This is a genomic window from Streptomyces sp. NPDC002057 (genome assembly GCF_040296665.1).
In the GTDB taxonomy this organism is placed as follows: domain Bacteria; phylum Actinomycetota; class Actinomycetes; order Streptomycetales; family Streptomycetaceae; genus Streptomyces.
Genome location: NZ_JBEOXR010000007.1, coordinates 1 through 23797 on the forward strand (window position 1 = coordinate 1; position 23797 = coordinate 23797).

At 73.1% G+C, this 23797-nt stretch carries 17 protein-coding genes and 1 pseudogene; 6 read left to right on the top strand and 12 right to left on the bottom strand.

What is annotated here, in order from left to right; translation table 11 throughout:
* Positions 1–83 precede the first annotated feature (83 nt).
* Genes ABT129_RS08215 through ABT129_RS08230 form a run of 4 tightly spaced genes read right to left on the bottom strand, consistent with a single transcriptional unit; the run spans position 84 to position 6437 of the window.
* Positions 84–1412: a tachylectin-related carbohydrate-binding protein gene (locus ABT129_RS08215; RefSeq protein WP_351898114.1), complete on the bottom strand. Its 1329-nt coding sequence runs from the start codon at positions 1410–1412 to the stop codon at positions 84–86.
* A 19-nt stretch (positions 1413–1431) separates the two neighbouring features.
* Positions 1432–2700 carry a tachylectin-related carbohydrate-binding protein gene (locus tag ABT129_RS08220; RefSeq protein WP_351898117.1) on the bottom strand — a complete coding sequence of 423 codons (1269 nt, stop codon included), beginning with the start codon at positions 2698–2700 and terminating at the stop codon, positions 1432–1434.
* Positions 2701–2747: 47 nt separating this feature from the next.
* Positions 2748–4076, bottom strand: coding sequence for a hypothetical protein (locus tag ABT129_RS08225; protein ID WP_351898119.1), 1329 nt, complete (start codon positions 4074–4076; stop codon positions 2748–2750).
* Between the two features lie 30 nt (positions 4077–4106).
* On the bottom strand, positions 4107–6437 hold the full coding sequence (locus tag ABT129_RS08230) for an MMPL family transporter (RefSeq protein WP_351898122.1): 2331 nt from the start codon (positions 6435–6437) through the stop codon (positions 4107–4109).
* A gap of 165 nt (positions 6438–6602) precedes the next feature.
* Between ABT129_RS08230 and ABT129_RS08235 the strand changes: the two genes are divergently transcribed.
* Complete coding sequence (locus ABT129_RS08235; RefSeq protein WP_351898124.1) at positions 6603–7304, top strand: TetR/AcrR family transcriptional regulator; 702 nt, start codon at positions 6603–6605, stop codon at positions 7302–7304.
* A 29-nt stretch (positions 7305–7333) separates the two neighbouring features.
* Here ABT129_RS08235 and ABT129_RS08240 read toward each other — a convergent pair whose 3' ends face one another.
* Entirely contained in the window at positions 7334–8542 is a 1209-nt protein-coding gene (locus ABT129_RS08240; RefSeq protein WP_351898126.1) for a cation:proton antiporter, read from the bottom strand.
* A 269-nt stretch (positions 8543–8811) separates the two neighbouring features.
* Between ABT129_RS08240 and ABT129_RS08245 the strand changes: the two genes are divergently transcribed.
* Positions 8812–9036: a heavy-metal-associated domain-containing protein gene (locus tag ABT129_RS08245; protein ID WP_351898129.1), complete on the top strand. Its 225-nt coding sequence runs from the start codon at positions 8812–8814 to the stop codon at positions 9034–9036.
* A gap of 74 nt (positions 9037–9110) precedes the next feature.
* On the top strand, positions 9111–11348 hold the full coding sequence (locus ABT129_RS08250) for a heavy metal translocating P-type ATPase (protein WP_351898132.1): 2238 nt from the start codon (positions 9111–9113) through the stop codon (positions 11346–11348).
* Positions 11349–11937: 589 nt separating this feature from the next.
* Here the strand turns inward: ABT129_RS08250 and ABT129_RS08255 are convergent.
* Together ABT129_RS08255 and recD2 are read right to left on the bottom strand one after the other, a co-directional pair.
* Positions 11938–13227 (bottom strand): citrate synthase, encoded by a 1290-nt coding sequence (locus ABT129_RS08255; RefSeq protein ID WP_351898135.1) that lies wholly within the window; start codon positions 13225–13227, stop codon positions 11938–11940.
* A 179-nt stretch (positions 13228–13406) separates the two neighbouring features.
* On the bottom strand, positions 13407–15632 hold the full coding sequence (gene recD2, locus ABT129_RS08260) for an SF1B family DNA helicase RecD2 (protein ID WP_351898138.1): 2226 nt from the start codon (positions 15630–15632) through the stop codon (positions 13407–13409).
* 99 nt (positions 15633–15731) lie between these two features.
* Here recD2 and ABT129_RS08265 point away from each other — a divergent pair, with 99 nt between their 5' ends.
* The gene (locus tag ABT129_RS08265; protein WP_351898141.1) at positions 15732–16205 is read left to right on the top strand and encodes a DUF937 domain-containing protein; all 474 of its coding nucleotides are present in this window, start codon (positions 15732–15734) and stop codon (positions 16203–16205) included.
* A 169-nt stretch (positions 16206–16374) separates the two neighbouring features.
* Here ABT129_RS08265 and ABT129_RS08270 read toward each other — a convergent pair whose 3' ends face one another.
* Genes ABT129_RS08270 through ABT129_RS08280 form a run of 3 tightly spaced genes read right to left on the bottom strand, consistent with a single transcriptional unit; the run spans position 16375 to position 19474 of the window.
* Positions 16375–17148, bottom strand: coding sequence for a sugar phosphate isomerase/epimerase family protein (locus tag ABT129_RS08270; RefSeq protein WP_351898527.1), 774 nt, complete (start codon positions 17146–17148; stop codon positions 16375–16377).
* Between the two features lie 26 nt (positions 17149–17174).
* Positions 17175–18326 (bottom strand): dihydrodipicolinate synthase family protein, encoded by a 1152-nt coding sequence (locus tag ABT129_RS08275; protein WP_351898144.1) that lies wholly within the window; start codon positions 18324–18326, stop codon positions 17175–17177.
* Positions 18323–19474: a Gfo/Idh/MocA family protein gene (locus ABT129_RS08280; protein WP_351898147.1), complete on the bottom strand. Its 1152-nt coding sequence runs from the start codon at positions 19472–19474 to the stop codon at positions 18323–18325. Before ABT129_RS08280 ends, ABT129_RS08275 begins: the two co-directional genes overlap by 4 nt.
* A 112-nt stretch (positions 19475–19586) precedes the next feature.
* On the opposite strand from ABT129_RS08280, the gene ABT129_RS08285 reads away from it, so the two are divergent.
* On the top strand, positions 19587–20654 hold the full coding sequence (locus ABT129_RS08285; protein WP_351898150.1) for a LacI family DNA-binding transcriptional regulator: 1068 nt from the start codon (positions 19587–19589) through the stop codon (positions 20652–20654).
* 334 nt (positions 20655–20988) lie between these two features.
* On the opposite strand, the gene ABT129_RS08290 is transcribed toward ABT129_RS08285, so the two are convergent.
* Positions 20989–21552, bottom strand: coding sequence for an AAA family ATPase (locus ABT129_RS08290; protein ID WP_351898153.1), 564 nt, complete (start codon positions 21550–21552; stop codon positions 20989–20991).
* Positions 21553–21755: 203 nt separating this feature from the next.
* A pseudogene (locus tag ABT129_RS08295) lies at positions 21756–22679 on the bottom strand (EamA family transporter); the annotation flags it as partial.
* Positions 22680–22782: 103 nt separating this feature from the next.
* Here ABT129_RS08295 and ABT129_RS08300 point away from each other — a divergent pair.
* On the top strand, positions 22783–23712 hold the full coding sequence (locus ABT129_RS08300; RefSeq protein ID WP_351898159.1) for a LysR family transcriptional regulator: 930 nt from the start codon (positions 22783–22785) through the stop codon (positions 23710–23712).
* The last annotated feature ends 85 nt before the right edge of the window (positions 23713–23797 follow it).

Genomic DNA, 23797 nt, shown 5'->3' on the forward strand with positions numbered 1-23797 from the left:
GCCCGGAACGCTCCGGGCCCGGCGCCGCGCCGTGCGGGTCCTCCGGGCGGGGGCGCGGTCGGCGGCGCCCTCGTCCCCGCCGCTCAGACGATCAGGTCGTAGATGTTCCAGCCCCAGCCGGCCGGGCGCGGGTGGTACGGCTCGCTGTACCGGTTCCGGTCCCCCCACCTGACCACGCCGTACACCACCAGCCTGCCGTCCCCGGTCCGGGCGGCCAGCGAGGTGTCGTGGCCGCCGACCGGCCCCGCGCCCGCGAGCGCGGTGAAGGCGTTCCAGCCGCCGCCGACCGCGCGGCGGGGCGCGAAGGGCACCGCGGGCTCCCCGCCCTCCGCCCTCTCGTACCGCCACAGTCCGCCGTCGGCGGTCCGCGCGACCAGGCCGTCCCCGAAGGCGACGATGCTCGTGTACGCGTTCCAGCCGCCGCCCACCCGCACCCGGCTCCCGAACGGGTGGTCCGCCATGGACGTCCGGGGGTAACGCCAGAGCACGCCGTCCCGGTCCCGGGCGAGGAGGGAGCCGTCCGGCATGCCGACGATGCTCGTGTACGCGTTCCAGCCGCCGCCGACCCGCCTGCGCGGCTCGAACGGACCGCTGCTCACCGGACCCCTGCCCCGGTGGAACCAGAGGACACCGTCCCGGTCGCGGGCCGCCAGGTTCCCGGCGCCGGCCGCCGTCGTGCGTTCCAGCTCGGTGATCGCGGTGTAGACGCCCCAGCCGCCGCCGACCCGCTTGCGGGCCTTGAGCAGTGTGTCGGTGCGCCCGGTGGCGTCGTACTGCCAGAGCACGCCGTCCCGGTCGCGGGCGTGCAGGGAGGCCCGCCGCGAGGCCTCGGGGGTGCCGCGCACGAAGTCGAAGGTGAGGGGGCCGCTCGCGGCCACCGTGCCGGTGCCGTGCCGCAGTTCGACGGTCGAGGAGAGACGGCCCAGCCGTTCCAGGCCCGAGGGCACGTCGACGGTGATGTCGTACGTGACGGTGGAGGAGCCGGCCGGCACCTCGGCCGGGGGGAGGTCGAGGACGAGCCAGGTGCCCTGGACGGTCTCCGGGTCGGGCGATCCCCAGGGGCAGGAGCGGAACGCCCCGCCGTTCACCGCGCAGGTCGACGTGACCATCTCCCCGGGGCGGGCCCCGGGCATCCCGGGCTCCGCCCTGAAGGTGACGCGCTCCCCCCGCAGCGGTCCGGTGACCCCGGGCGGCAGGCTGACGGTGAGCCGGGTGGTGACCGGCCCCTCCTCGCCGGAGGGCACGGCCAGCGGCCCGCCCTCCTGGACGATCGTTCCCGGGGCGGCGGGGGAAGCGGTCCCGGGGGCGGCGGGCGCGGGCGACGGAGCGGCCGTCACGGAGCCGGCGGCCGCCGGCACCACGACGGCGAGGGCGACTCCCGTCGCGGCCAGGGCTCTGCGCAGGTGTCTCATGGCGATTCCCCGGGTTCCGTCAGAGGAGGGTGTCGTAGATGTTCCAGCCCCGGCCGACCTGCGTCCGGGTCCTTCCGGGAGGCGTGACGGAGCCGCCCTCGTACGCCCAGAGGAGGCCGTCCCGGTCACGGGCCACGAGGTCCGGCGGGGTGAGGCGCCCCAGGTCCCCGGTGCCCACGAGACCGGTGTGGACGTTCCAGCCGCCGCCGACGCGCTCACGCGGCGCGAACGGGGCGGCCGGGTCGTTCCGGTCGCCCTTGCGGTGGAACCAGAGGACCCCGCTCGCGTCCCTGGCCACCAGGCCCGGGCCGACCGCGGTCATGGCGGTGTAGGCGTTCCAGCCGCCGCCGACCCGGACGGGGGCCTCGAAGGGCGCGTGGGGCGGCGCTCCGTGGGCGCGCCGGTGGTGCCAGAGGGTGCCGGACCGGTCCCGGGCCAGCAGGCCGGTGGGGGTGCCGGTGAGGGAGGTGTAGGCGTTCCAGCCGCCGCCGACCCGCACCCTCGGCCAGAACGGGGCCGCCGGGTCGCCCGAGCCGGAGTAGTACCAGAGGGCGCCGTCGCCGTCGCGGGCCACGAGGTCGCCCTCGCCGTTCGCCGTCGAGGGGCCGAGCTTGGTGAGCGCCGTGTAGACGCCCCAGCCGCCGCCGACCCGTGTGCGCGCCTTGAAGGGCTTCGCGGCCTTGCCCGTCCCCTCGTACCGCCAGAGCACACCGCCGCGGTCACGGGCGTGCAGCACGGTGCGCAGGTCCGCCTCGGGGGTGCCGGGGACGAAGTCGAACTCCACGTTCCCCTGGGCGAGTTCCGCTCCCGTCGCCCCGGTGAGCGAGACGCTGCCCCAGGCGGGGACGCCCACGGAGCCGTACGTGGCCGCGTCGACCCGGACGGCGTACGTGAGGGTGGGCGCCGCCTCGGCCGTGGGCAGGGGGAGGGAGGGGCCCTTGCCGTCCCGGGGGCCGACGAGGGGGCAGGGGGTGAACGGGCCGCCGTTCACCGCGCAGGACCAGGTGAGGTGGCCGAGCCAGCCGGGCCGCTCGGCTCCCCACCAGTCGAGGTTCGACCACCACAGCCGGGCCGTGACCGGCCCGGCGGCCCCGCCCGGAAGCGTGGCGTGGAGATAGGTGGTGGCCGGCCCCTCCTCGCCCGCGGGGACGAGGACGGTGCCGTTCCGCTGGACGACGGTTCCCGGCCCGGCCGGCGCCGGGCCGGGGGCGGCCGGGAGGGGCGCGGCGAGAGCCCGCGCCCCTCCGGCGGCCGGGGGGATCAGCGTGGCGAGCAGAAGACCCGCCACGACAGGAAACGTGCGGACATGCCTCATGGATCCCCCCTGAAGAGGTGTCAGATCACCGCGGTGTAGATGTCCCAACCCCAACCGAGCTGCGTACGGGCCGAGCCGGGCGCGTAGCCGGAGGCGGAGGTCTTGGAGTCGTAGGCCCAGACCGTGCCGTCGGTGGCCTGGGCGAACAGCTCGGTGCGGCTCCAGCGGCCGAGTTCCTTCGTCCCCACGATGTCGTTGTAGACGTTCCAGCCGCCGCCGACCTTCCAGCGGGCGGTGAACGGCGCGCTCGGCGAACCGGAGGAGGACGCGTTGTACTTCCAGAGCGTCCCGGCCCCGTCGCGGGCGACCAGGCCGTCGCCGAAGGCGGTGATCTCCGTGTAGATGTTCCAGCCGCTGCCGACGCGCACGCGGGGCTCGAAGATGTCGACCCCTCCTTCCCCGCCGCGCTGGAAGTTCCAGAGGACGCCGGCCTTGTCCCGGGCGAAGAGACCGCCCGCCCCGTTGGAGGCGATGGTCGTGTAGTCGGCCCACTGGGGAAGGCCGCCGCCGCCCTCCACCCGGATGCCCGACGCGAACGGGGCGGCCGGGTCGCCGGTGCCCTCGTGGAGCCAGAGGACACCGTTCGTGCCCAGGGCGATCAGGTCACCGGTACCGGCGGCGGTCGTGGGGGTCAGCTGGACGATCTCCGAGTAGCCGTTCCAGCCGCCGCCGATCCGCTTGCGGGGCGTGAGGGACCTGTCGGCCTTGCCCGTGGCCTCGTAGCGCCAGAGGACACCGTTCTTGTCGCGGGCGTGGACGGCGCCGCGGGCGTCGGCCGCCGGGACGGACTCGACGACGTCGAGTCCGACCGTGCCCCGGGCGACGACGGTCCCGCTCGCGTCCTTCAGCTCGACGGGCGCGTCGAGGGAGCCGATCCAGCCGAGGTCGTCCGACAGGTCGAGGGTGACCGCGAAGTCGAGGGTCGCCGAGGCCTCCACGGCGGGCAGGTCGATCAGGACCCGGGACGGGCCGGCGTCGTCGGTGAGGCTCGTACCCCGCCAGGCGCAGGCCTCGAAGGCCCCGCCACCGACCGAGCAGGTGGAGTCGATCCGCTCCGCCGTGCGGTGGTCGGTCCAACCACCCGCCGGCCAGTTGGTGATGGGCAGGGTGACGCGGGTCTCCACCGGTCCGGTGACCCCGGCCGGCAGCGTCGCCTTGAAGCGGAGCGTCACCGGTCCCTCGGGGCCGGCCGGCACGGTCAGCCGGCCGCCCTCCTGCACGACCGCGCCGGTCTCGGCGGTCGTTCCTGCCTGGGCCGACACCGGTGCGGCCACGGCCGCCGCTCCCCCGAGCGCCACCGGTGCGATTCCGACGACAAGGGCCGTCGCCAGGACCAGGCTCGTACGCATACGTAACACGAATTCCCCCATGGAATCAGTTCATTGACGAGAGGAAGCGGTCTCCCGCAACTCCTCGGACACCTCTATGACACCCGGAGTGGGCGAAGGGTTGTACGAGTCGTTCTCACTGATTCCGAAGCGGTCGTGGAAGCGGCGCAGCGGGCCCGGGGCCCACCAGGTGAGGCGGCCGGTCAGCTTCATCACGGAGGGGACGAGGAGGCTGCGGACCACCATGGCGTCCATGAGGACGGCGAGGGCGACGCCGAGGCCGAGCATCTTGGTGTTGGTGACGCGGGAGGTGCCGATGGCGACCATGACGACGGCGAGGATCACGGCGGCGGCGGTGATGAGACCGCCGGTGTGGCGGAGCCCGAAGCGGACCGAGTGCTCGTGGTCGCCGGTGACGTCGTACTCCTCCTTGATGCGGGAGAGCAGGAACACCCCGTAGTCCATGGAGAGTCCGAAGGCCACACAGAACATGAGCACCGGCAGCGTGGTCTCTATGTCGCCGGTGGGGGTGAAGCCGAGGAGTCCGGCGAGGTGTCCGTCCTGGAAGACCCAGACGACGGCTCCGAACATCGCCGTGAGGCTGAGGGCGTTGAGGACGACGGCCTGGACGGGGATGAGGACGCTTCCGGTGAGCAGGAAGACGAGGAGCAGCGTGACGACGACGATGACGGCCGCCGCCCAGGGCAGCCGTTCGCCGAGGGCGTCCTTGGAGTCGACGAGGACGGCGGCCTGTCCGGTGACGGAGGTGTCGAACGGAGCCGGTACGGAGCGCAGTTCGGCCACGGTCCGCTGGGCCTCCGCGCCGACGGTCTCCCCCTCGGGCACGACGGTGAAATAGGCGTGGCCGCCGCCGGCGGTCACGGGTCCGTCGGCCCGGGCGACGCCGTCGAGGGCGCCGATCCGCTCGCGGTAGGCCGCGTACTGCGCGGGGGTGGCCCGGCCTTCGGCGAGGACGGTGAGGCCGCCGCCGGGGTTGCCGGGGAAGCCGTCCCGCAGCTGGTCCTGGACGACCCGGGAGGAGGCGGTGACGGGGAGCTGACGATCGTCGGCGGTGCCGAAATTCACGCCCAGGAAGGGCAGTCCGAGGAGGACGAGCCCCGCGGTGGTGAGGACGGCGAAGACCGGCGCCCTGCGCATCACGAGCGCGGCGACCCGGCCCCAGCCCGCGCCGTCACCGTCACCACCGGCGGCGGAGCCGGGGGCCTCGGAGACGGGGGCCTCGGAGCCGGGGGCGGCCTTCCCGGCAGCCCGGCCCCGCCGGAGGAGACGCCGCAGGTCGAGCGCGTTGACCCGGTCGCCGAGCAGCACCAGGGCCGCCGGGAGCAGGGTGAGCGCGGCGGTGGCGGCGAGGAGGACGACGGCGATCCCCGCGTACGCGAAGGAGCGCAGGAAGTACTGCGGGAAGACCAGCATCGCGGCGAGCGAGACCGCGACGGTCAGGGCGGAGAAGAGCACGGTCCGGCCGGCGGTGCGCAGGGTGGTGCGGACGGCGGTGCGGGTGTCGGCGCCGGTGGCGAGCTCCTCGCGGTAGCGGCGGACGACGAACAGGGCGTAGTCGATGGCGAGTCCGAGCCCGAGGGCGGTCGTCAGGTTCTGCGCGAAGACGGAGACGTCCGTGAACTCGGTGATGCCGCGCAGGACCGCGTTGGTCCCGAGGATGGCGACGATGCCGACGCCCAGCGGGAGCAGCGCCGCGACGGCGCTGCCGAAGACCATGACGAGCAGGACGAGGGTGAGGGGCAGGGCGATGAGCTCGGCCCTCAGCAGGTCCTCCTGGATGACCGTCTGCATCTCGTGGCGCACGGCGAGGTCGCCGCCGAGGGACACCTCGACGGGCCCGTGCGCGCCCCGGAACGCGGGGGCGATCCGGTCGAGGACGGCGGCGGCGTCCTTCTCCTCGCCCGCGATCCGGGCGGCGATCACGGCCTTCCGGCCGTCCTCGGAGCGGAGGGCGGGCGAGCCGGTGGACCAGTAGGAGCCGACGCCGTCGACGCCCGGCTCGGCGTCGAGCCGCTCGGCGAGCCGCTCGGCCTCGGCGACGACCGCGGGGGCGTCGGTCCCGGCCGCTCCGGCGTCGACGAGCAGGAGCAGATTGGGCCGGGAGCCGGGGAACCTGCGCTCCAGCGCCTCGGCCGCGTAGGTCGATTCGGCGGCCGGGTCCTCCCAGCCGCCGCTGCCCATCCGGTCGGCGACCCCGCCGCCGGCGAGGACGGCGAGGGCGGTGAGGACGAGGGCGACGAGGAGGGTGAGCCTCGGCCGGGCGGTCACGAACCGCGTCCATCCGCCGCCCCGGCCCCTGGTCCCACCTGGGGCTTCTCCCGGGCCGGTCCCTCCGGGCGCTGTCTTCTTGACTTCGGCCATGACGCGGTGTCCCCTTCACCTGACCCGTGCGCACACGCTTCCCGGCAGGTCGCATGGGTCGCCCATTGCCATAGACTGGCAAACACGAGTGATCACTCGCGTTTCTCAAGAATGCGAGCGACCTCTCGTGTTTGTCAAACGTGTTGAGGAGAGCTGGGGACAGCCATGTCCGAAGAACCGAAGCCGCGCCGCCGCCAGGCGCGGGGCGAGCGCCGCATCGCGGAGCTGCTCCAGGCCGCCGCGAACGTCTTCTGCGCCAACGGCTACACGGCGTCCAGCACCAACGCGATCGCCCGCGAGGCCCATGTCTCGCCCGGCACGCTCTACCAGTACTTCCCGAACAAGGAAGCCATCGCGATCGAACTCGGCGGACGCCTGCTGCACGAGATGCGCGAGGCCCACGGCCAGGCGTTCACCCCGGAGAACCTCGCCCTGCCGCTGCCCGAACTCCTGGACGCGGTCGTCGACCCGCTGATCGAGTTCAACTGCGCCAACCCGGCCTTCCTCGCCCTGATGCACGGCTCCGAGGTCCCCGGCCGGATCGCGGAGGAGCACGACGAGCTGCACGCGACCCTGCTCACCCGCGTGGAGGAGGTGATCGCCCACTACGCGCCCGCGCTGTCCGTCGCGGACCGCCTGCGGACCGCGGGCATGGCCTTCGCCGCCTTCAAGGGGGGCCTGGACCTGGTCCTCGCCGCACCCGAGGGTGCCGAGCGGGACGCCACGGTCGCCGAGCTGAAGACGCTCCTCCTGCGCTACCTCTCCCCCCTCGTCGACGGGCCCCCGGCGGGCGAGCCCCCGATCGGCGGCTCCCGGGCCGGCGACTCCGCGCTGGACGGCTCCCCGGCGGCCGCGAGCCCGGCCTGACCGACACCCCTAGGGGGCCGCCGGGTCCGTCACCACGACTCCGAGCCGCCGATCCGCTCGGCGGGCAGCCCCTTCCCGCCCGCCCGCGACTTCAGCGCGACCAGCGGGAAGACGAGGACGGAGAGCATGCCGGCCCCGACGAGGGCCGCGGCCTCGCCCGCCGTCATCGCCTTGTCGTCCACCCCGATGGTGGTGATGGCGACGACGAGCGGCAGCGCCGTGGAGCCGTAGAGGACGAGCCCGCCCCGCTCCCTGCGGTCGAGGTCGCGCGGGGCGAGGAACCAGATCGGGCCGCCGCGTACCACCAGGAAGAGCAGCAGGAAGACCGGGAGCAGGAGCAGGGTCCGGCCGCCTTCGAGGAGCGAGGCCAGGTCGAACTCGATCCCGGTGACGACGAAGAAGACCGGGACGAGGAAGCCGAAACCGACCCCCTCGATCTTCTCCAGGATCTGCGGCCCGGACTCGGGCGCGGCCCCGGCCAGGAGGAGACGGGTGACGAGTCCGGCGGCGAAGGCGCCGAGCAGGACGTCGAGTCCGAGGGCCTGCGAGGCGCCCAGCATCAGGGCGAGCAGCAGGAAGACGAAGCGGACCGCGAACTGGCCGCTGCTGTGCAGGGTCTTGGCGATGATCCGGGAGAACCACGGCGGGCGCGGCCTCAGTGCCCAGTAGAGGGCCCCGGCGGTGAGCGCGGCGAAGACGGCGAGGAGCACCGTCGACTCGCCCGCGCCGCGCCCGCTGAGCAGCAGCGCCATCGCGATGATCGGGCCGAACTCGCCGACGGCGCCGAAGGCCATGACGACCGTGCCGAACCTCCCGTGGAGGTCTCCCGCGTCCCGCAGGACGGGCAGGACGGTGCCGAGGGCGGTGCTGGTGAGCGCGACTCCGATGAAGACGCCCTTGGTGTAGCCGCCGCCGAGCAGGATGCCGGCGGTGAGGCCGAGGACGAGGGCGATCAGCCAGGCGCGGACGGAGCGTTTGAGGGTGTCGCCGCGGACCTTGCCGAACTCGATCTCGTACCCCGCGAGGAAGATCAGCATGATGAGGCCGAGCTGCGAGAGTCCGTCGATCAGCGCGTCGGGGTGGGCCCAGTCCAGGACGTCGGGGCCGATGACGATGCCGAGCAGGATCTCGAAGATGACGAGGGGGACGGGGAGCCGTCGCCCGATCGCGTAGGCGAGCAGGGGCGCCAGGACGGCGATCGTCATGATCAGGATGAGCGTGGTCCCCGAATGCGACATATCGGGTGTTTACCATAGGCTCCGGGCCGGACGCCGTCGCATCCCGTCGGCCGTGTCCGGCCGGCCACGGCCCGCCGGACGCCCCGCCGGCGGAGGGGCTTGGCGGGGCGGGCGGGCGCGGGCGCCCGTCCACTCCACAGCCACTCGGGGCCCCTCCATCACCATGACCCCACCGCCCCCGCGGCCCGCGAACGCGCCGGAACTGGAATTCATACCCCCTAGGGGTATAAACTGGTGGCGTACGGTCCTGAACCCACGAGGAGAACGCCATGACCGCAGAGACGCAGACCGAACTCACCACCGTCTACCAGGTCAAGGGCATGACCTGCGGCCACTGCGAGGGCGCGGTCTCCGGCGAGATCTCCGAACTGCCCGGTGTCTCCTCGGTCACCGCCGTCGCCTCCACCGGCCGGGTCACCGTCGTCTCCGCCGCCCCGCTCGACGAGGAGGCCGTGCGCGCCGCCGTCGACGAGGCCGGCTACGAGCTGGTCTGACCCGCACCCACGGGCAACACCGCGCAGGGCCGTACCGTTACCGGGTACGGCCCTGCTCCCCTTTGGAACCGCACATGACCCCCAGCGTCACGGACACCACCGGCACCACCCCCGCGACCGTCAGCGAGCTGACGATCGGCGGGATGACCTGCGCCTCCTGCGCGGCCCGCGTCGAGAAGAAGCTCAACCGCATGGACGGGGTGACCGCGACCGTCAACTACGCCACGGAGAAGGCGCGGATCGAGCACCCGCCCGAGGTCGGGATCGACGCGCTGATCGCCACCGTCGTCAAGACCGGCTACACCGCCGAGGAACCCCCGCCACCGGAACCGGAACCCGTGGACCCGGACGAGCGCGCGACCCCGGACCCCGAACTCGCCTCCCTCCGGCAGCGGCTCACCGTCTCCGCCCTCCTCGCCGCGCCCGTCGTCCTCCTCGCCATGGTCCCGGCGCTCCAGTTCGACAACTGGCAGTGGCTCTCCCTCACCCTCGCCGCACCCGTCGTCGTCTGGGGCGGGCTGCCCTTCCACCGGGCCGCCTGGACCAACCTCCGGCACGGCGCCGCCACCATGGACACCCTCGTCTCCGTCGGCACCCTCGCCGCCTTCGGCTGGTCGCTCTGGGCCCTCTTCCTCGGCGACGCGGGCATGCCCGGCATGCGCCACGGCTTCGACCTGACCGTCGACCCCTCCCACGGCGCCTCGACGATCTACCTCGAAGTCGCGGCCGGCGTCGTCACCTTCATCCTGCTCGGCCGCTACCTGGAGGCCCGCGCCAAGCGGAAGGCGGGCGCGGCGCTCCGGGCCCTGATGGAGCTGGGCGCCAAGGACGTGGCCGTCCTGCGCGGGGGCACGGAGGTACGGATCCCGGTCGCCGCCCTGCGGACCGGCGACCTCTTCGTCGTACGCCCCGGGGAGAAGATCGCCACCGACGGCACCGTCGCCGAGGGCGCCTCCGCGGTCGACGCCTCCCTGCTCACCGGCGAATCGCTCCCCCTCGACGTCACCGAGGGCGACGCCGTCACCGGCGGCTGCGTCAACGTCTCCGGACGGCTCGTCGTCCGGGCCACCCGCGTCGGCGCCGACACCCGGCTCGCCCGGATGGCGAAGCTCGTCGAGGACGCCCAGAACGGCAAGGCCGAGGTGCAGCGGCTCGCCGACCGGATCTCCGCGGTCTTCGTCCCCGTGGTGCTGCTCCTCGCGCTCGGCACCCTCGTCACCTGGCTCCTCGTGACCGACGACCCGACCGCCTCCTTCACCGCCGCCGTCGCCGTCCTGATCATCGCCTGCCCCTGCGCCCTCGGCCTGGCCACCCCGACCGCCCTCATGGTCGGCACCGGCCGCGGCGCCCAGCTCGGCATCCTCATCAAGGGCCCCGAGGTCCTGGAGTCCACCCGCCGCGTCGACACGATCGTCCTCGACAAGACGGGCACGGTCACCACGGGCCGGATGTCCCTGCGCACGGTGTACGCGTACGAGGGCGCGGGCGTCGACGAGGAGACGCTGCTGCGGCTGGCGGGCGCGCTGGAGCACTCCTCCGAACACCCGGTGGCCCGCGCGATCGCGGCCGGCGCCGCCGAGCGGTGCGGGGAGCTGCCCGTACCGAAGAGCTTCGAGAACGTCCCCGGGCTCGGGGTGCGCGGCTCCGTCGACGGCCACCAGGTCCTCGTCGGACGCGCCGCCCTGCTCACGGCCGAGGGCGTCGACGTGCCCGCCGGGACGGAGGCCGGCGCCGTCCACGTCGCCTGGGACGGGGTCGCCCGCGGCACCCTGACCGTCGCGGACACCGTCAAGGACACCAGCGCCGAGGCCGTCGCCCGGCTGCGCGGCCTGGGGCTGCGGCCCGTCCTGCTGACCGGCGACCACCGGGCCGAGGCGGAGGCCGTCGCGGCCCGGGTCGGCATCGACGAGGTGATCGCGGAGGTGCTGCCCGAGGAGAAGGCCGAGGTGGTCCGGCGGCTGAAGGCGGAGGGCCGGACGGTCGCGATGGTGGGCGACGGGGTGAACGACGCCGCCGCGCTCGCGACGGCCGACCTCGGTCTCGCGATGGGGACGGGCACGGACGCGGCGATCGAGGCGAGCGACCTGACCCTGGTCCGGGGCGACCTGCGGGTCGCCGCGGACGCGATCCGGCTCTCCCGGCGGACCCTCGCGACGATCAAGGGCAACCTGTTCTGGGCCTTCGGCTACAACGTCGCGGCGCTGCCGCTCGCGGCGGCCGGACTGCTCAACCCGATGATCGCGGGCCTCGCGATGGCCTTTTCGTCCGTGTTCGTCGTATCCAACAGCCTTCGGCTGCGGCGCTTCGCGTGAATTCACCTACACGTGACGCACAGGACCTTCACAAGGAGATCTAGATCACAGATATTGTGGGGTAACCATCTGGGCTGTTCGCGAGTCTAAGTGGGCGATGCCGAGAACGTCTTGGGGGACGTTCATGGAATGTCTTGGGGGATGTTCCAGGCAAGCGTTGGCCGGGGCACGTGCACCGGGGAGCTTTGAGCGGCCCTCCCGTACGTACCCCGGCAGACCGCGTAGCGCCTGACCCGCGTAGCTTCTGCTGACGCCCGGCAGACGCCCGGCCCGGATCCCGTGGGGGGAATCCGCTCCGGGATATGGGAAGCGCCCCGACTACCGACCCGTGGGGGGATCGGTAGCGGGGCGCTTCTCGCTTCTCTTTCAGGGCTCGCTCGCCTCCGGGGCGCCGGAGTCGGTGTCGGGACGGCGATCGTGCTCGACCCTCCTTCGTCGGGCCTCCGCGCGTTCGCCGTCCCGACACCGACGCGCCCCTTCGGCTCGCTCGCCGCGCGAGGCGCCGCGAGGCCACGCGCGGCCACGCGAAAGGGGCACCCCCCGTCGCGGTGTGACCGACCGGGGGTGCCCCTACGTCATCGTGTCCGGGTCAGCGGCCCTCGACCGGGACGAAGTCGCGGAGGACCTCGCCCGTGTAGATCTGGCGCGGGCGGCCGATGCGGGAACCCGGCTCCTTGATCATCTCGTGCCACTGGGCGATCCAGCCGGGAAGGCGGCCGAGCGCGAACAGCACGGTGAACATCTCGGTCGGGAAGCCCATGGCGCGGTAGATCAGGCCCGTGTAGAAGTCCACGTTCGGGTAGAGGTTGCGCGAGACGAAGTACTCGTCGGAGAGCGCGTGCTCCTCCAGCTTGAGCGCGATGTCGAGCAGCTCGTCGGACTTGCCGAGGGCCGAGAGGACATCGTGCGCCGCCGCCTTGATGATCTTGGCGCGCGGGTCGAAGGACTTGTACACCCGGTGGCCGAAGCCCATCAGGCGGACGCCGTCCTCCTTGTTCTTCACCTTGCGGATGAAGGAGTCGACATCGCCGCCGTTGGCCTTGATGCCTTCGAGCATCTCCAGGACCGACTGGTTGGCGCCACCGTGCAGGGGGCCCCACAGGGCCGAGATGCCGGCGGAGATCGACGCGAACATGTTCGCCTGCGAGGAGCCGACCAGACGCACGGTGGAGGTCGAGCAGTTCTGCTCGTGGTCCGCGTGCAGGATCAGCAGCTTGTCGAGCGCGTTGACGACGACCGGGTCCAGGTCGTACTCCTGCGCCGGGACCGAGAAGGTCATGCGCAGGAAGTTCTCGACGTACCCGAGGTCGTTGCGCGGGTAGACGAAGGGGTGGCCGATCGACTTCTTGTACGCATACGCCGCGATCGTCGGCAGCTTGGCGAGCAGCCGGATCGTGGAGAGGTGGCGCTGCTCCTCGTCGAACGGGTTGTGGCTGTCCTGGTAGAAGGTGGACAGCGCGGAGACCACCGAGGACAGCATCGCCATCGGGTGGGCGTCCCGCGGGAAACCGCGGAAGAAGTTCTTGACGTCCTCGTGGACGAGGGTGTGCTGCGTGATCTCGTTCTTGAAGGTCGCCAGCTCGTCGACCTTGGGCAGCTCACCGTTGATCAGCAGGTACGCCACCTCAAGGAAGGTGGAGCGCTCCGCCAGCTGCTCGATGGGGTAGCCGCGGTACCGCAGGATCCCCTGCTCACCATCGAGGTAGGTGATCGCGGATTTATAGGCGGCGGTGTTGCCGTATCCGCTGTCCAGGGTGACCAGACCGGTCTGGGCTCGGAGTTTCCCGATGTCGAAGCCCTTGTCGCCGACGGTGCTCTCGACCACCGGGTAGGTGTATTCACCGTCCGCGTACCGCAGTACTACAGAGTTGTCGCTCACGTCATCCCTCACCGACGTAGTGCCTCTTCTTCGAGGTGCCCTGACTGTCTCTACCATCCCCCATTTGGCTCAGGAGAGTGCACTCGGGGTCGACCATTGGGCCAATCGGCGGCACTCAGTGCCGCCAACCTTCATATCCTGCCCCCTTCGCCCCGGTTCCGGTAGTCCTCCGTGATCTTTCACACGAGGGCACCGCCTGTGAGCCGAAACGCGAGTGCGGTAAAGCGCCTGCCTGCCGAGACCGTACGGACCGCCTGGGCGATCGCCCGCCGGGAGCCGACCAGGACGACCAGTTTCCGCGCCCGGGTCACGGCCGTGTAGAGCAGGTTGCGCTGCAGCATCATCCAGGCGCTCATGGTGACCGGGATCACCACGGCCGGGTACTCGCTGCCCTGGGAGCGGTGGATGGTGACCGCGTACGCGTGGGCGAGTTCGTCCAGCTCGTCGAAGTCGTACGGCACCTCCTCGTCCTCGTCCGTCCGCACGGTCAGCCGCTGTTCGACGACGTCGAGGGCGGTGACGACGCCGACCGTGCCGTTGAAGACCCCGTTGGCGCCCTTGTCGTAGTTGTTGCGGATCTGGGTGACCTTGTCGCCGACGCGGAAGACCCGGCCGCCGAACCGCTTCTCCGGCAGGTCCGGGCGGGCCGGGGTGATGGCCTGCTGGAGCAGCCCGTTGAGCGAACCGGCGCCGGCGGGCCCTCGGTGCATGGGGGCGAGGACCTGGACGTCGCGGCGCGGGTCGAGTCCGAACTTGGCCGGAATCCGGCGGGCCGCCACCTCCACGGCGACCCGGGCGGCGTCCTCCGTCTCCTCCTCGACGAAGAGGAAGAAGTCCGGCAGCCCCTCGGTCCTGGGCGGGGTGCCCGCGTTGATCCGGTGCGCGTTGGTCACGACGCCGGACTCCTGGGCCTGCCGGAAGATCCGGGTCAGCCGGACCGCCGGTACGGGGCTGCCCGGGGCGAGCAGATCGCCGAGGACCTCGCCCGCGCCGACCGACGGAAGCTGGTCCACGTCGCCCACGAGCAGCAGATGGGCACCCGGGGCGACCGCCTTCACCAGCTTGTTCGCCAGGAGCAGGTCGAGCATGGAGGCCTCGTCGACCACGACCAGATCGGCGTCGAGCGGCCGGTCCCGGTCGTAGGCCGCGTCACCGCCGGGCTTGAGCTCCAGGAGCCGGTGGACGGTGGAGGCCTCGGCGCCGGTCAGCTCGGCGAGCCGCTTGGCGGCCCGGCCGGTGGGGGCGGCGAGGACGACCTTGGCCTTCTTGGCGCGGGCCAGCTCCACGATGGACCGGACCGTGAACGACTTGCCGCAGCCGGGACCGCCGGTGAGCACCGCGACCTTGCGGGTGAGGGCGAGCCGCACGGCCTCCTCCTGCTCGGGCGCCAGGGAGGTCCCGGTCCGGTCCGCGAGCCAGGCGAGGGCCTTGTCCCAGGCCACGTCGCGGAAGGCGGGCATCCGGTCCTCCTCGGCCCGCAGCAGCCGGCGGAGCTGACCCGCGAGCGAGAGTTCGGCCCGGTGGAAGGGGATCAGGTACACGGCGGTGACGGGCGTCCCCTCCGGCCCGGGCACGGTCTCCCGCACCACCCCCTCCGGGTCCTCGGCCAGCTCGGCGAGGCACTCGATGACCAGCCCGGTGTCGACCTGGAGGAGCTTCACCGCGTCCGCGATCAGCCGCTCCTCGGGCAGGAAGCAGTGGCCCTGGTCGCTGGACTGCGACAGGGCGTACTGCAGACCGGCCTTCACCCGGTCGGGGCTGTCGTGCGGGATGCCCACGGCCTGGGCGATCCGGTCGGCGGTGAGGAAGCCGATGCCCCAGACGTCGGCGGCGAGCCGGTAGGGCTGGTTGCGGACGACGGAGATCGAGGCGTCCCCGTACTTCTTGTAGATCCGGACCGCGATGGAGGTGGAGACGCCGACGCCCTGGAGGAAGACCATCACCTCCTTGATCGCCTTCTGCTCCTCCCAGGCGGCCGTGATGTTCTTCGTCCGCTTGGGGCCGAGCCCCGGGACCTCGATCAGCCGCGCGGGAGCGTCTTCGAGGATGTCGAGGGTGTCGAGACCGAAGTGCTGGGTGATGCGGTCGGCGAAGACGGGGCCGATGCCCTTGACGAGGCCGGAGCCGAGATAGCGGCGGATGCCCTGGATCGTGGCGGGCAGCACGGTCGTGTAGTTGTCGACGGTGAACTGCTTGCCGTACTGCGGATGGGAGCCCCAGCGCCCCTCCATCCGCAGCGACTCCCCCGGCTGCGCGCCGAGCAGCGAACCGACCACCGTGAGCAGGTCCCCTGCCCCGCGCCCGGTGTCGACCCGCGCGACCGTGTACCCGCTCTCCTCGTTGGCATAGGTGATTCGCTCCAGAACCCCTTCGAGCACTGCCGGCCCGCGACCCTCGTTGGACATGGACCGACCGTAGCGAAGGGCTCGGACAGCCCGCCGGGCGCTGTGCGCGACTCCCCTCCCGGGGTGCCGGTGAACCGGATGAAACGTAGCGTTTCCGGCATGAGTGAATCTTCCTTCCAGGACGACGTCCTGAACGAGCTCGGCGACGACCGGCTCCAGGAGATCGCCGGGCTGCTCGGCAGCGACGCCGCGGGGGCCCAGGAGCTCGTGGGCAGTTCGGTGGCCGAGCTCTCCGGCGAGCTGCGGCAGGCGGCGGCCGAGCCGGCCAGCGCGGACGAGGTCCGCGCCGCCGTCGACGAGGTGACCTCGGCCGAGCCTCCGCTCCAGGGCGTCGCCTCCTTCGGCGGCCTCGCGGCCGGCGGTCTGATGGCGGGCGTCCTGGGCAAGCTGGCCCGCCCGGCGGCGAACGCGATCGCCAGGAGGGCCGGCATCCCGGCCGCCACGGTGACCCGCGCGGTCGACATCCTGGTCCCGGTGGTCCTGGCGGTGCTGACGAAACGCGCCGCGACGAAGAAGGCCGGCGGCGCGGCGGCGGGCGGCCTGGGCGACCTCCTGGGCGGCCCGGGGAAGTAGGCCTGGGCGACCTCCTGGGCGGCCCGGGGAAGTAGGCCTGGGCGACCTCCTGGGCGGCCCGGGGAAGTAGTGCGGCATCGACGAGGACCTCTCCGCCCTGTTCGCGACCGTCCGCGGCCCGAAGGACGCGTGGCGAGGGGCCGGGTGGCTCTTGGCGGCGTCGGGCCGGTCAGATCGCCAGGAAGCGTTCCAGCGTCTCCTCCAGGACCTCCACGCCGTCCCTCGCCCACAGTTCGTCGTTGAAGAGCTCGACCTCCACCGGGCCCGTCCAGCCGGCCTTCTCGACCAGGTCGGCCCAGGCCCGGAGGTCGATCGCGCCGTCGCCCAGCTGACCCCGGCCGTTCAGGACGCCGGCGGGGAGCGGGGTGGTCCAGTCGGCGAGCTGGAAGGAGTGGACGCGGCCCGCCGCGCCCGCGCGCGCCACCGCCGCCGGGGCCCGGTCGTCCCACCACAGGTGGTACGTGTCGACGACGACGCCGACCTGTTCGGCGGGGAACCGCTCCGCGATGTCCAGGGCCTGGTCGAGGGTGGAGACCGCGCAGCGGTCGGCCGCGTACATCGGGTGCAGGGGCTCGACCGCGAGGCGGATACCGCGCTCCCCCGCGTACGGGGCGAGTTCGCCGATCGCCTCGGTGATGCGGGCGCGGGCCGAGGCCAGGTCGGGGAAGGCGGGGGTGAGGCCGCCGGAGACCAGGACGACGGTGTCGGTGCCGAGCGTCACCGCCTCGTCGATCGCCGCGCGGTTCTCCGCGAGCCAGCCGTCCGTCGTGAAGAAGCCGCCCCGGCAGAGGGTGGTCACGGTGAGGCCCGCGTCCCGCACGAGCGCGGCCGCCGCCTCCACCCCGTACTCCCGGACGGGGTCGCGCCACAGGCCCACGCCCGGGATGCCGAGCCGGACGCAGTGGGCGACCAGCTCCGGCAGGGTGAGCTGCCTGACCGTCATCTGGTTGACGCTGAAGCGGTCGCGGTTCACCGGAGGCCTCCGTGGACCGCCAGGAGGGAGCGCATCCGCTCCTCCGCGAGGGCGGGGTCGGGGAACAGGCCGAGCCCGTCGGCGAGTTCGTAGGCGCGGGCGAGGTGCGGGAGGGAGCGGGCCGACTGCAGGCCGCCGACCATCGTGAAGTGGTCCTGGTGCCCGGCCAGCCAGGCGAGGAGGACCACGCCCGTCTTGTAGAAGCGGGTCGGGGCCCGGAAGAGGTGGCGCGAGAGGGCGACCGTCGGGTCGAGGATCGCGCGGAAGCCGTCCGCGTCGCCCGTGTCCAGGGTCCGCACCGCCTCGGCGGCCAGCGGCGCCAGCGGGTCGAAGATGCCGAGCAGGGCGTGGCTGAAGCCCTGTTCGTCGCCCGCGATCAGCTCCGGGTAGTGGAAGTCGTCGCCCGTGTAGCAGCGGACGCCCTCGGGGAGGCGGCGGCGCAGCTCGACCTCGCGCCGGGCGTCGAGGAGGGAGACCTTGATGCCGTCGACCTTGTCGGGGTGGGCGGCGACGACCTCCAGGAAGGTCTCGGTCGCGGTGTCGAGGTCCGCCGAGCCCCAGTAGCCGTCGAGCGCCGGGTCGAACATCGGACCCAGCCAGTGCAGGACGACCGGCTCGCCCGCCTGCCGGAGGAGGTGGCCGTACAGGTCGAGGTAGTCGTCCGGGCCCTGCGCGGCGGCGGCGAGCGCGCGGGAGGCCATCAGGATCGCCTGCGAGCCGGTCTCCTCGACGAGGGCGAGCTGCTCCTCGTACGCCTTGCGCACGGCCACCAGGTCGGCGGGGCCGATGAGTTGGTCGGTGCCGACGCCGCAGGCGATGGCGCCGCCCACGCTGCGGGCCTCGGCGGCCGAGCGGCGGATCAGTTCGGCCGCCCCGGTCCAGTCGAGGCCCATCCCGCGCTGGGCGGTGTCCATGGCCTCGGCGACCCCGAGGCCGTGGGACCAGAGGTGGCGGCGGAAGGCGAGGGTGGCGTCCCAGTCGACGGCGGCGGGCGAGTCGGGGCTCGTGTCGGCGTACGGGTCGGCGACGACGTGGGCGGCGGAGAAGACCGTACGGGAGGTCAGGGGGCCGCTCCCGCCCGGGAGCAGGGGCTCGGTCCGGGGCTCGTACTCCCTTACGCCTCCGCCGATTTCGGGCAGGCGGATCACAGGGAGACCTCCGGGACGTCGAGGCGGCGGCCCTCGGCGGCGGAGCGCAGGCCGAGCTCGGCGAGCTGGACGCCCCGGGCGCCGGCGAGCAGGTCCCAGTGGTAGGGCTCGCCGAGGGTGACGTGGCGCAGGAACAGCTCCCACTGGGCCTTGAAGCCGTTGTCGAACTCGGCGTTGTCGGGGATCTCCTGCCACTGCTCGCGGAAGGGCTCGGTCGCCGGGATGTCCGGGTTCCAGACCGGCTTGGGGGTGGCCGAGCGGTGCTGGACCCGGCAGTTGCGCAGGCCGGCGACGGCGGAGCCGTGGGTGCCGTCGACCTGGAACTCGACGAGCTCGTCGCGGTTGACGCGGACGGTCCAGGAGGAGTTGATCTGGGCGACGGCGCCGCCCTCCAGCTGGAAGATGCCGTAGGCGGCGTCGTCGGCGGTGGCCTCGTACGGCTTGCCCTGCTCGTCCCAGCGGCGCGGGACGTGGGTGGCGACCTGGGCGGTGACGGAGGTGACCCGGCCGAAGAGCTCGTGGAGCACGTACTCCCAGTGCGGGAACATGTCGACGACGATGCCGCCGCCGTCCTCGGAGCGGTAGTTCCAGCTGGGGCGCTGGGCGTCCTGCCAGTCGCCCTCGAAGACCCAGTAGCCGAACTCGCCGCGCACGGACAGGATCTCGCCGAAGAAGCCGCCGTCGATGAGGCGCTTGAGCTTGAGCAGGCCCGGCAGGAACAGCTTGTCCTGGACGACCCCGTGCTTGACGCCCTTCTCGGTGGCGAGCCGGGCGAGCGCGAGGGCGCCGGCGAGGTCGGCGGCGGTCGGCTTCTCGGTGTAGATGTGCTTCCCGGCCCCGATCGCCCTGGTGAGCGCGTCGACGCGGGCGGAGGTGACCTGGGCGTCGAAGTAGATGTCGACGCTGTCGTCGGCAAGGACGGCGTCGAGGTCGGTGGACCACTCGGTGAGGCCGTGGCGCTCGGCGAGCGCGCGCAGGGCGGGCTCGCGGCGGCCGACGAGGACCGGCTCGGGCCAGAGGGTCTCGCCGTTGCCGAGGTCGAGGCCGCCCTGTTCGCGCAGGGCGAGGATCGACCGGACGAGGTGCTGGCGGTATCCCATGCGTCCGGTGACGCCGTTCATGGCGATGCGGACTGTCCTGCGTGTCACGAAAGGTTCCTCTCCCCGGCTGTTCCGCGCCTCGATAGAAAGCGCTTTCCATCGGGGATGACGCTAGCCTGCCGACATCGCCGTCGACAAGGGCCCCGGAGGTACGCACACGATGACCGTCACCCTGGCGGACGTGGCCGCCCGCGCACGGGTCTCCCCCGCCACCGTCTCCCGCGTCCTCAACGGCAACTACCCGGTCGCCGCGTCGACCCGCGAACGGGTCCTGCGGGCGGTCGACGAGCTGGACTACGTCCTCAACGGCCCCGCCAGCTCGCTCGCCGCCGCCACCTCCGACCTGGTCGGCGTCCTCGTCAACGACATCGCCGACCCCTTCTTCGGGATCATGGCGAGCGCGGCGCAGAGCGCCATCGGGGAAGGCGCGTCGGGGCGCGGCGGCGGCGAGAAACTCGCCGTCGTCTGCAACACGGGCGGCTCCCCCGAGCGCGAACTGACCTATCTGACCCTGCTCCAGCGGCAGCGGGCCGCGGCCGTGATCCTCATGGGCGGCTCCCTCGAAGACCCCGAACACCTCGCGGCGACGGCCGGCAAGCTCGCCAAGCTGGCGGAGGCGGGGACCCGGGTCGTGCTGTGCGGGCGCCCGCCGGTCGCGGGCGACGCGAACACGGCGGCGCTCGTCTTCGACAACCGGACCGGCGCGCGACGGCTCACCGAGCACCTGCTCGGCCTCGGCCACCGGCGCATCGGCTACGCGGCGGGCCCCGCCGACCGGACGACCACCCGGCACCGCCTCGAAGGCCACCGGGCGGCGCTCGCGGCGGCCGGGGTCGCCGAGGGGCCGACGGTCCACGGCGCGTACGACCGGCGGGCCGGATACGAGGCCACGGCCGAACTCCTCGCCCGCGACCCGGACCTCACTGCGGTCGTCGCCGCCAACGACACGGTGGCCCTCGGCGTCTGCGCGGCCCTGCGGGAACGGGGCCTGGACATCCCGGGCGACGTGTCCGTGGCGGGCTTCGACGACCTGCCGTTCTCGGTGGACGCGGTCCCGTCCCTCACGACGGTGCACCTCCCCCTCCACGCGTCGGGGGTACGGGCGGGCCGCCTGGCGATGGGCACGGAGGAGCCCCCGGCGGGCGGCCTGGAGAAGGTCCCGGCCGAGCTGGTGGTGCGGGGGTCGACGGGGCGGCCTCGGGACCGCTCCGCGGGCACGGGGGGCTGACGGGGCCGGCCGGGGGCGGGCCGAGCGCGAACCGCTCGCGCGCGTCGGCGGGCGGGGCGCGCGGACGTCGGGGAGCCCAGGGGCTACGGAGCGGCCTGGGGAGGCCTGGGGAGGCCTGGGGAGGCCTGGGGAGGCCTGGGGAGGCCTAAGGATCGCGGTGCGTACGGGGCTCCGGAGCGGCCTGGGGCGCCTGTGGATCGCCGTGCGGCCTGGGAACGCCTACGGATCGCGGTGTGGCCTGGAGACGCCTGCGGATCGCGGTGCGTGCGGGGCTCCGGAGCCGCCTGTGCGCGGCTCCGCCCTCTCGCCGCCCCTCCGGCGCCGGGCCCTGCGTTCACCCCTCCGGCGTCAGTCCCGTAGCCCTCAGGACCGCCTCCACCGTCTCCTCCACCGTCTGGTGCGCGTTGTCGATCCAGACGCCCTGGTCCGGGAGTTCCGCGCGCATCGCCTCGTCCAGGAACGCCCAGTTCGTCGTCAGGCGCTTGTCCCGGGCGTTGTTGCGTTCCCAGGCCTTGTCCGGACCGGGGGCGAGGATCACCACGTGCAGCGGGTCCGTCTTCGCGTGGGCGCGGTAGAAGTCCAGGTGGGAGCGGCGTACGACCACGTCGTCGAGGACCGGCAGGAACCCCGCGGCGGCGAGGCTGTCCGCGAGGAGGCAGGCGTTGCGGGCGCGCAGCAGGATCTGCCGGTCCGCCTCCGGGTCGCCGTCCGGGGTGGGCCGGTGGCCGCCGCTCCTGATGAGGGACTGGAGCTCGTCGACCTCGATGTGCGCCGACCGGGCGAAGCGGGCCGCGAGGGCCGCCGCGACCGTGGACTTGCCGCTGCCGGGGATACCGGCGAGCAGGAGGGCGCCGGGGGCGGGCACGGGGGCGTCGACGGTGATGTGCGCGAAGGTCATGCGGGCCTTTCCTCGCTGACGGGGCCGGACGACGATACGGCCACGGGCTCCTCGGCCGCCACGGAGTTTCCCGCCGCGGCGGAGCCACCGGCCGCCACCGACCCCTCGACCGCCACGGAGCCACCGGCCGCCACCGCACCCTCGGCCGCCACGGAGCCACCGGACGCCGCCACTCCCCCGGCCGCCACCGGTCCCTCGCCCGTCGCCGAGGTGCCGGCCGGGACCGCCTCCTCCGGCGCCCCCGAGGCCCCGGGGCGTCGGCGGCCCGGCGCGAGGGACGTCAGGGCCACTCCGCCGACCAGGAGCGCCGCCGCGCACCAGCGGAGCGGGCTCACGCCCTCGCCGAGGAAGAGGGCCGCCGAGGACATCCCGAAGACGGGGACGAGCAGGGAGAAGGGGGCGACGGAGGAGGCCGGGTAGCGGCGGAGGAGCCAGCCCCAGGCGCCGAAGCCGAAGACGGTGGTGATCCAGGCGACGTAGACGATGACGCCGACACCGGTCCAGTCGAGGCCGCGCAGGGCGGCGAGGTCGCGTTCCGGACCCTCCAGGAGGAGGGAGAGGGCCAGCAGCGGCAGGACGGGCACGGTGCTGACCCAGACCATGAAGTTGAGGGCGTCGGGCGGGGAGGCCTTGCGGGTGAGGACGTTGGAGACGCCCCAGCAGGCCGCCGCCGCGATCACCAGGGCGAAGCCCAGGAGCGCCCCGGAGCCCGCGCCGCCGCCGCCCTCGTCGGCGGCGGCCACGCCGATGCCCACCAGGGCGACCCCCATCCCCGCGACCTTGAGGCGGCCGGGGCGTTCGCCGAGGGCGACGAAGGCGAAGAGAGCGGTGAAGACGGCCTGGACCTGGAGGACGAGGGAGGAGAGCCCGGCGGGGGCGCCGAGGTCCATGCCGGTGAAGAGCAGCCCGAACTTGGCGACGCCGAGGACGACTCCGACCGCCAGGATCCACTTCCAGGCCACGGTCGGGCGGCCCACCAGGAACACCGCGGGCAGTGCGGCGGCGAGGAAGCGGAGGGCGGAGAAGAGCAGCGGCGGGAAGTGGTCGAGGCCGATCTCGATGACGACGAAGTTGACCCCCCAGACGGCGGCGACCAGGGCGGCGAGGGCGAGGTGGGCGGGGCGCATGGATCGAGCATCGCCGTCACGATCGTGTAGCACCAGCACGGGTTCCTTCATGGTGGGATGTAGCAACACTTCATTCCCGTCGGGTCGAGCCCCTGGAGGAACCGTGCTGGATCTCGGCCGCCTGCGCGCCCTGCACGCCGTCGCCGTCCACGGCAGTGTCGGCGCCGCCGCCACCGCCCTCGGCTACACGCCGTCCGCGGTCTCCCAGCAGATCCAGAAGCTGGAGCGGGAGACCCGTACGACCCTCCTCGAACGGAGCGGCCGGGGCGTCCGACTCACCGACGACGCCCATCACCTGGCCTCCACCGCGCAGCAGTTGCTGGCACTCGTGGAGGAGGCGGAGGTACGGCTCGAAGAGCGGCGGGGCCTGCCGTCGGGCCGGCTCGCGATCGGCTGCTTCGCGAGTGCGGCGCGCGGTCTGATGCCCCGGGCGCTCGCGGAGCTGGCCCGGCTCCATCCGGAGCTCGACGCGCGGCTCTCGGAGGTGGACCCGCACGTGTCGATCGACCTGGTGGCGCGGGGGGTGATCGATCTGGCGGTGGCGCACGACTGGGACATCGCGCCGCTGCCGGTGCCGCCGGGCGTGGAGCAGGCGGTGATCGGTGACGACCTGTGCGACATCCTCGTCCACCGGGACCATCCGCTCGCGGCGCGGGAGTCGGTGCGGCGGGAGGAGCTGGCGGCGGAGCGGTGGATCTCGCAGCCGCCGGGGACGGTCTGCCACGACTGGCTGACGCGGACGCTGCGGGAAACGGGTTTCGAGCCCCTGATCACGCATCAGGCGGAGGAGAACCACACGCAGGTGGCGCTGGTGGCGGCCGGTCTGGGCATCGCGCTCGTGCCGCGCCTGGGCCGCGGGACGCTGCCGCCGGAGGTGGTGCCGGTGCGGCTCGACCCGATGCCGACGCGCCGCCTGCACGCCATGTGGCGGACCGGGGCGGCGCGGCGCCCGGCGATCCGGGAGACGGTCCGTACGCTCCAGGATCTCTGGCCCGGGATCGCCGCCGTGGGTGATTCGTGCGCGGGTCCTTGACCTGGCAGTTACTTTCGGGCTATCCGTGACTCCTTGGAAGTTTCCTTCACCGCTTCAGAGGGCGGCTTCCGAACGATTCCTCCAA

What these genes read in the sequence shown, in the direction of transcription:
- ABT129_RS08290 (WP_351898153.1), bottom strand. Translation starts at nt 21,552, where the DNA reads ATGACCTTCGCGCACATCACCGTCGACGCCCCCGTGCCCGCCCCCGGC.
- ABT129_RS08285 (WP_351898150.1), top strand. Translation starts at nt 19,587, where the DNA reads ATGACCGTCACCCTGGCGGACGTGGCCGCCCGCGCACGGGTCTCCCCC.
- ABT129_RS08215 (WP_351898114.1), bottom strand. Translation starts at nt 1,412, where the DNA reads ATGAGACACCTGCGCAGAGCCCTGGCCGCGACGGGAGTCGCCCTCGCC.
- ABT129_RS08270 (WP_351898527.1), bottom strand. Translation starts at nt 17,148, where the DNA reads ATGACGGTCAGGCAGCTCACCCTGCCGGAGCTGGTCGCCCACTGCGTC.
- recD2 (WP_351898138.1), bottom strand. Translation starts at nt 15,632, where the DNA reads ATGTCCAACGAGGGTCGCGGGCCGGCAGTGCTCGAAGGGGTTCTGGAG.
- ABT129_RS08235 (WP_351898124.1), top strand. Translation starts at nt 6,603, where the DNA reads ATGTCCGAAGAACCGAAGCCGCGCCGCCGCCAGGCGCGGGGCGAGCGC.
- ABT129_RS08265 (WP_351898141.1), top strand. Translation starts at nt 15,732, where the DNA reads ATGAGTGAATCTTCCTTCCAGGACGACGTCCTGAACGAGCTCGGCGAC.
- ABT129_RS08245 (WP_351898129.1), top strand. Translation starts at nt 8,812, where the DNA reads ATGACCGCAGAGACGCAGACCGAACTCACCACCGTCTACCAGGTCAAG.
- ABT129_RS08240 (WP_351898126.1), bottom strand. Translation starts at nt 8,542, where the DNA reads ATGTCGCATTCGGGGACCACGCTCATCCTGATCATGACGATCGCCGTC.
- ABT129_RS08250 (WP_351898132.1), top strand. Translation starts at nt 9,111, where the DNA reads ATGACCCCCAGCGTCACGGACACCACCGGCACCACCCCCGCGACCGTC.
- ABT129_RS08225 (WP_351898119.1), bottom strand. Translation starts at nt 4,076, where the DNA reads ATGCGTACGAGCCTGGTCCTGGCGACGGCCCTTGTCGTCGGAATCGCA.
- ABT129_RS08230 (WP_351898122.1), bottom strand. Translation starts at nt 6,437, where the DNA reads ATGGCCGAAGTCAAGAAGACAGCGCCCGGAGGGACCGGCCCGGGAGAA.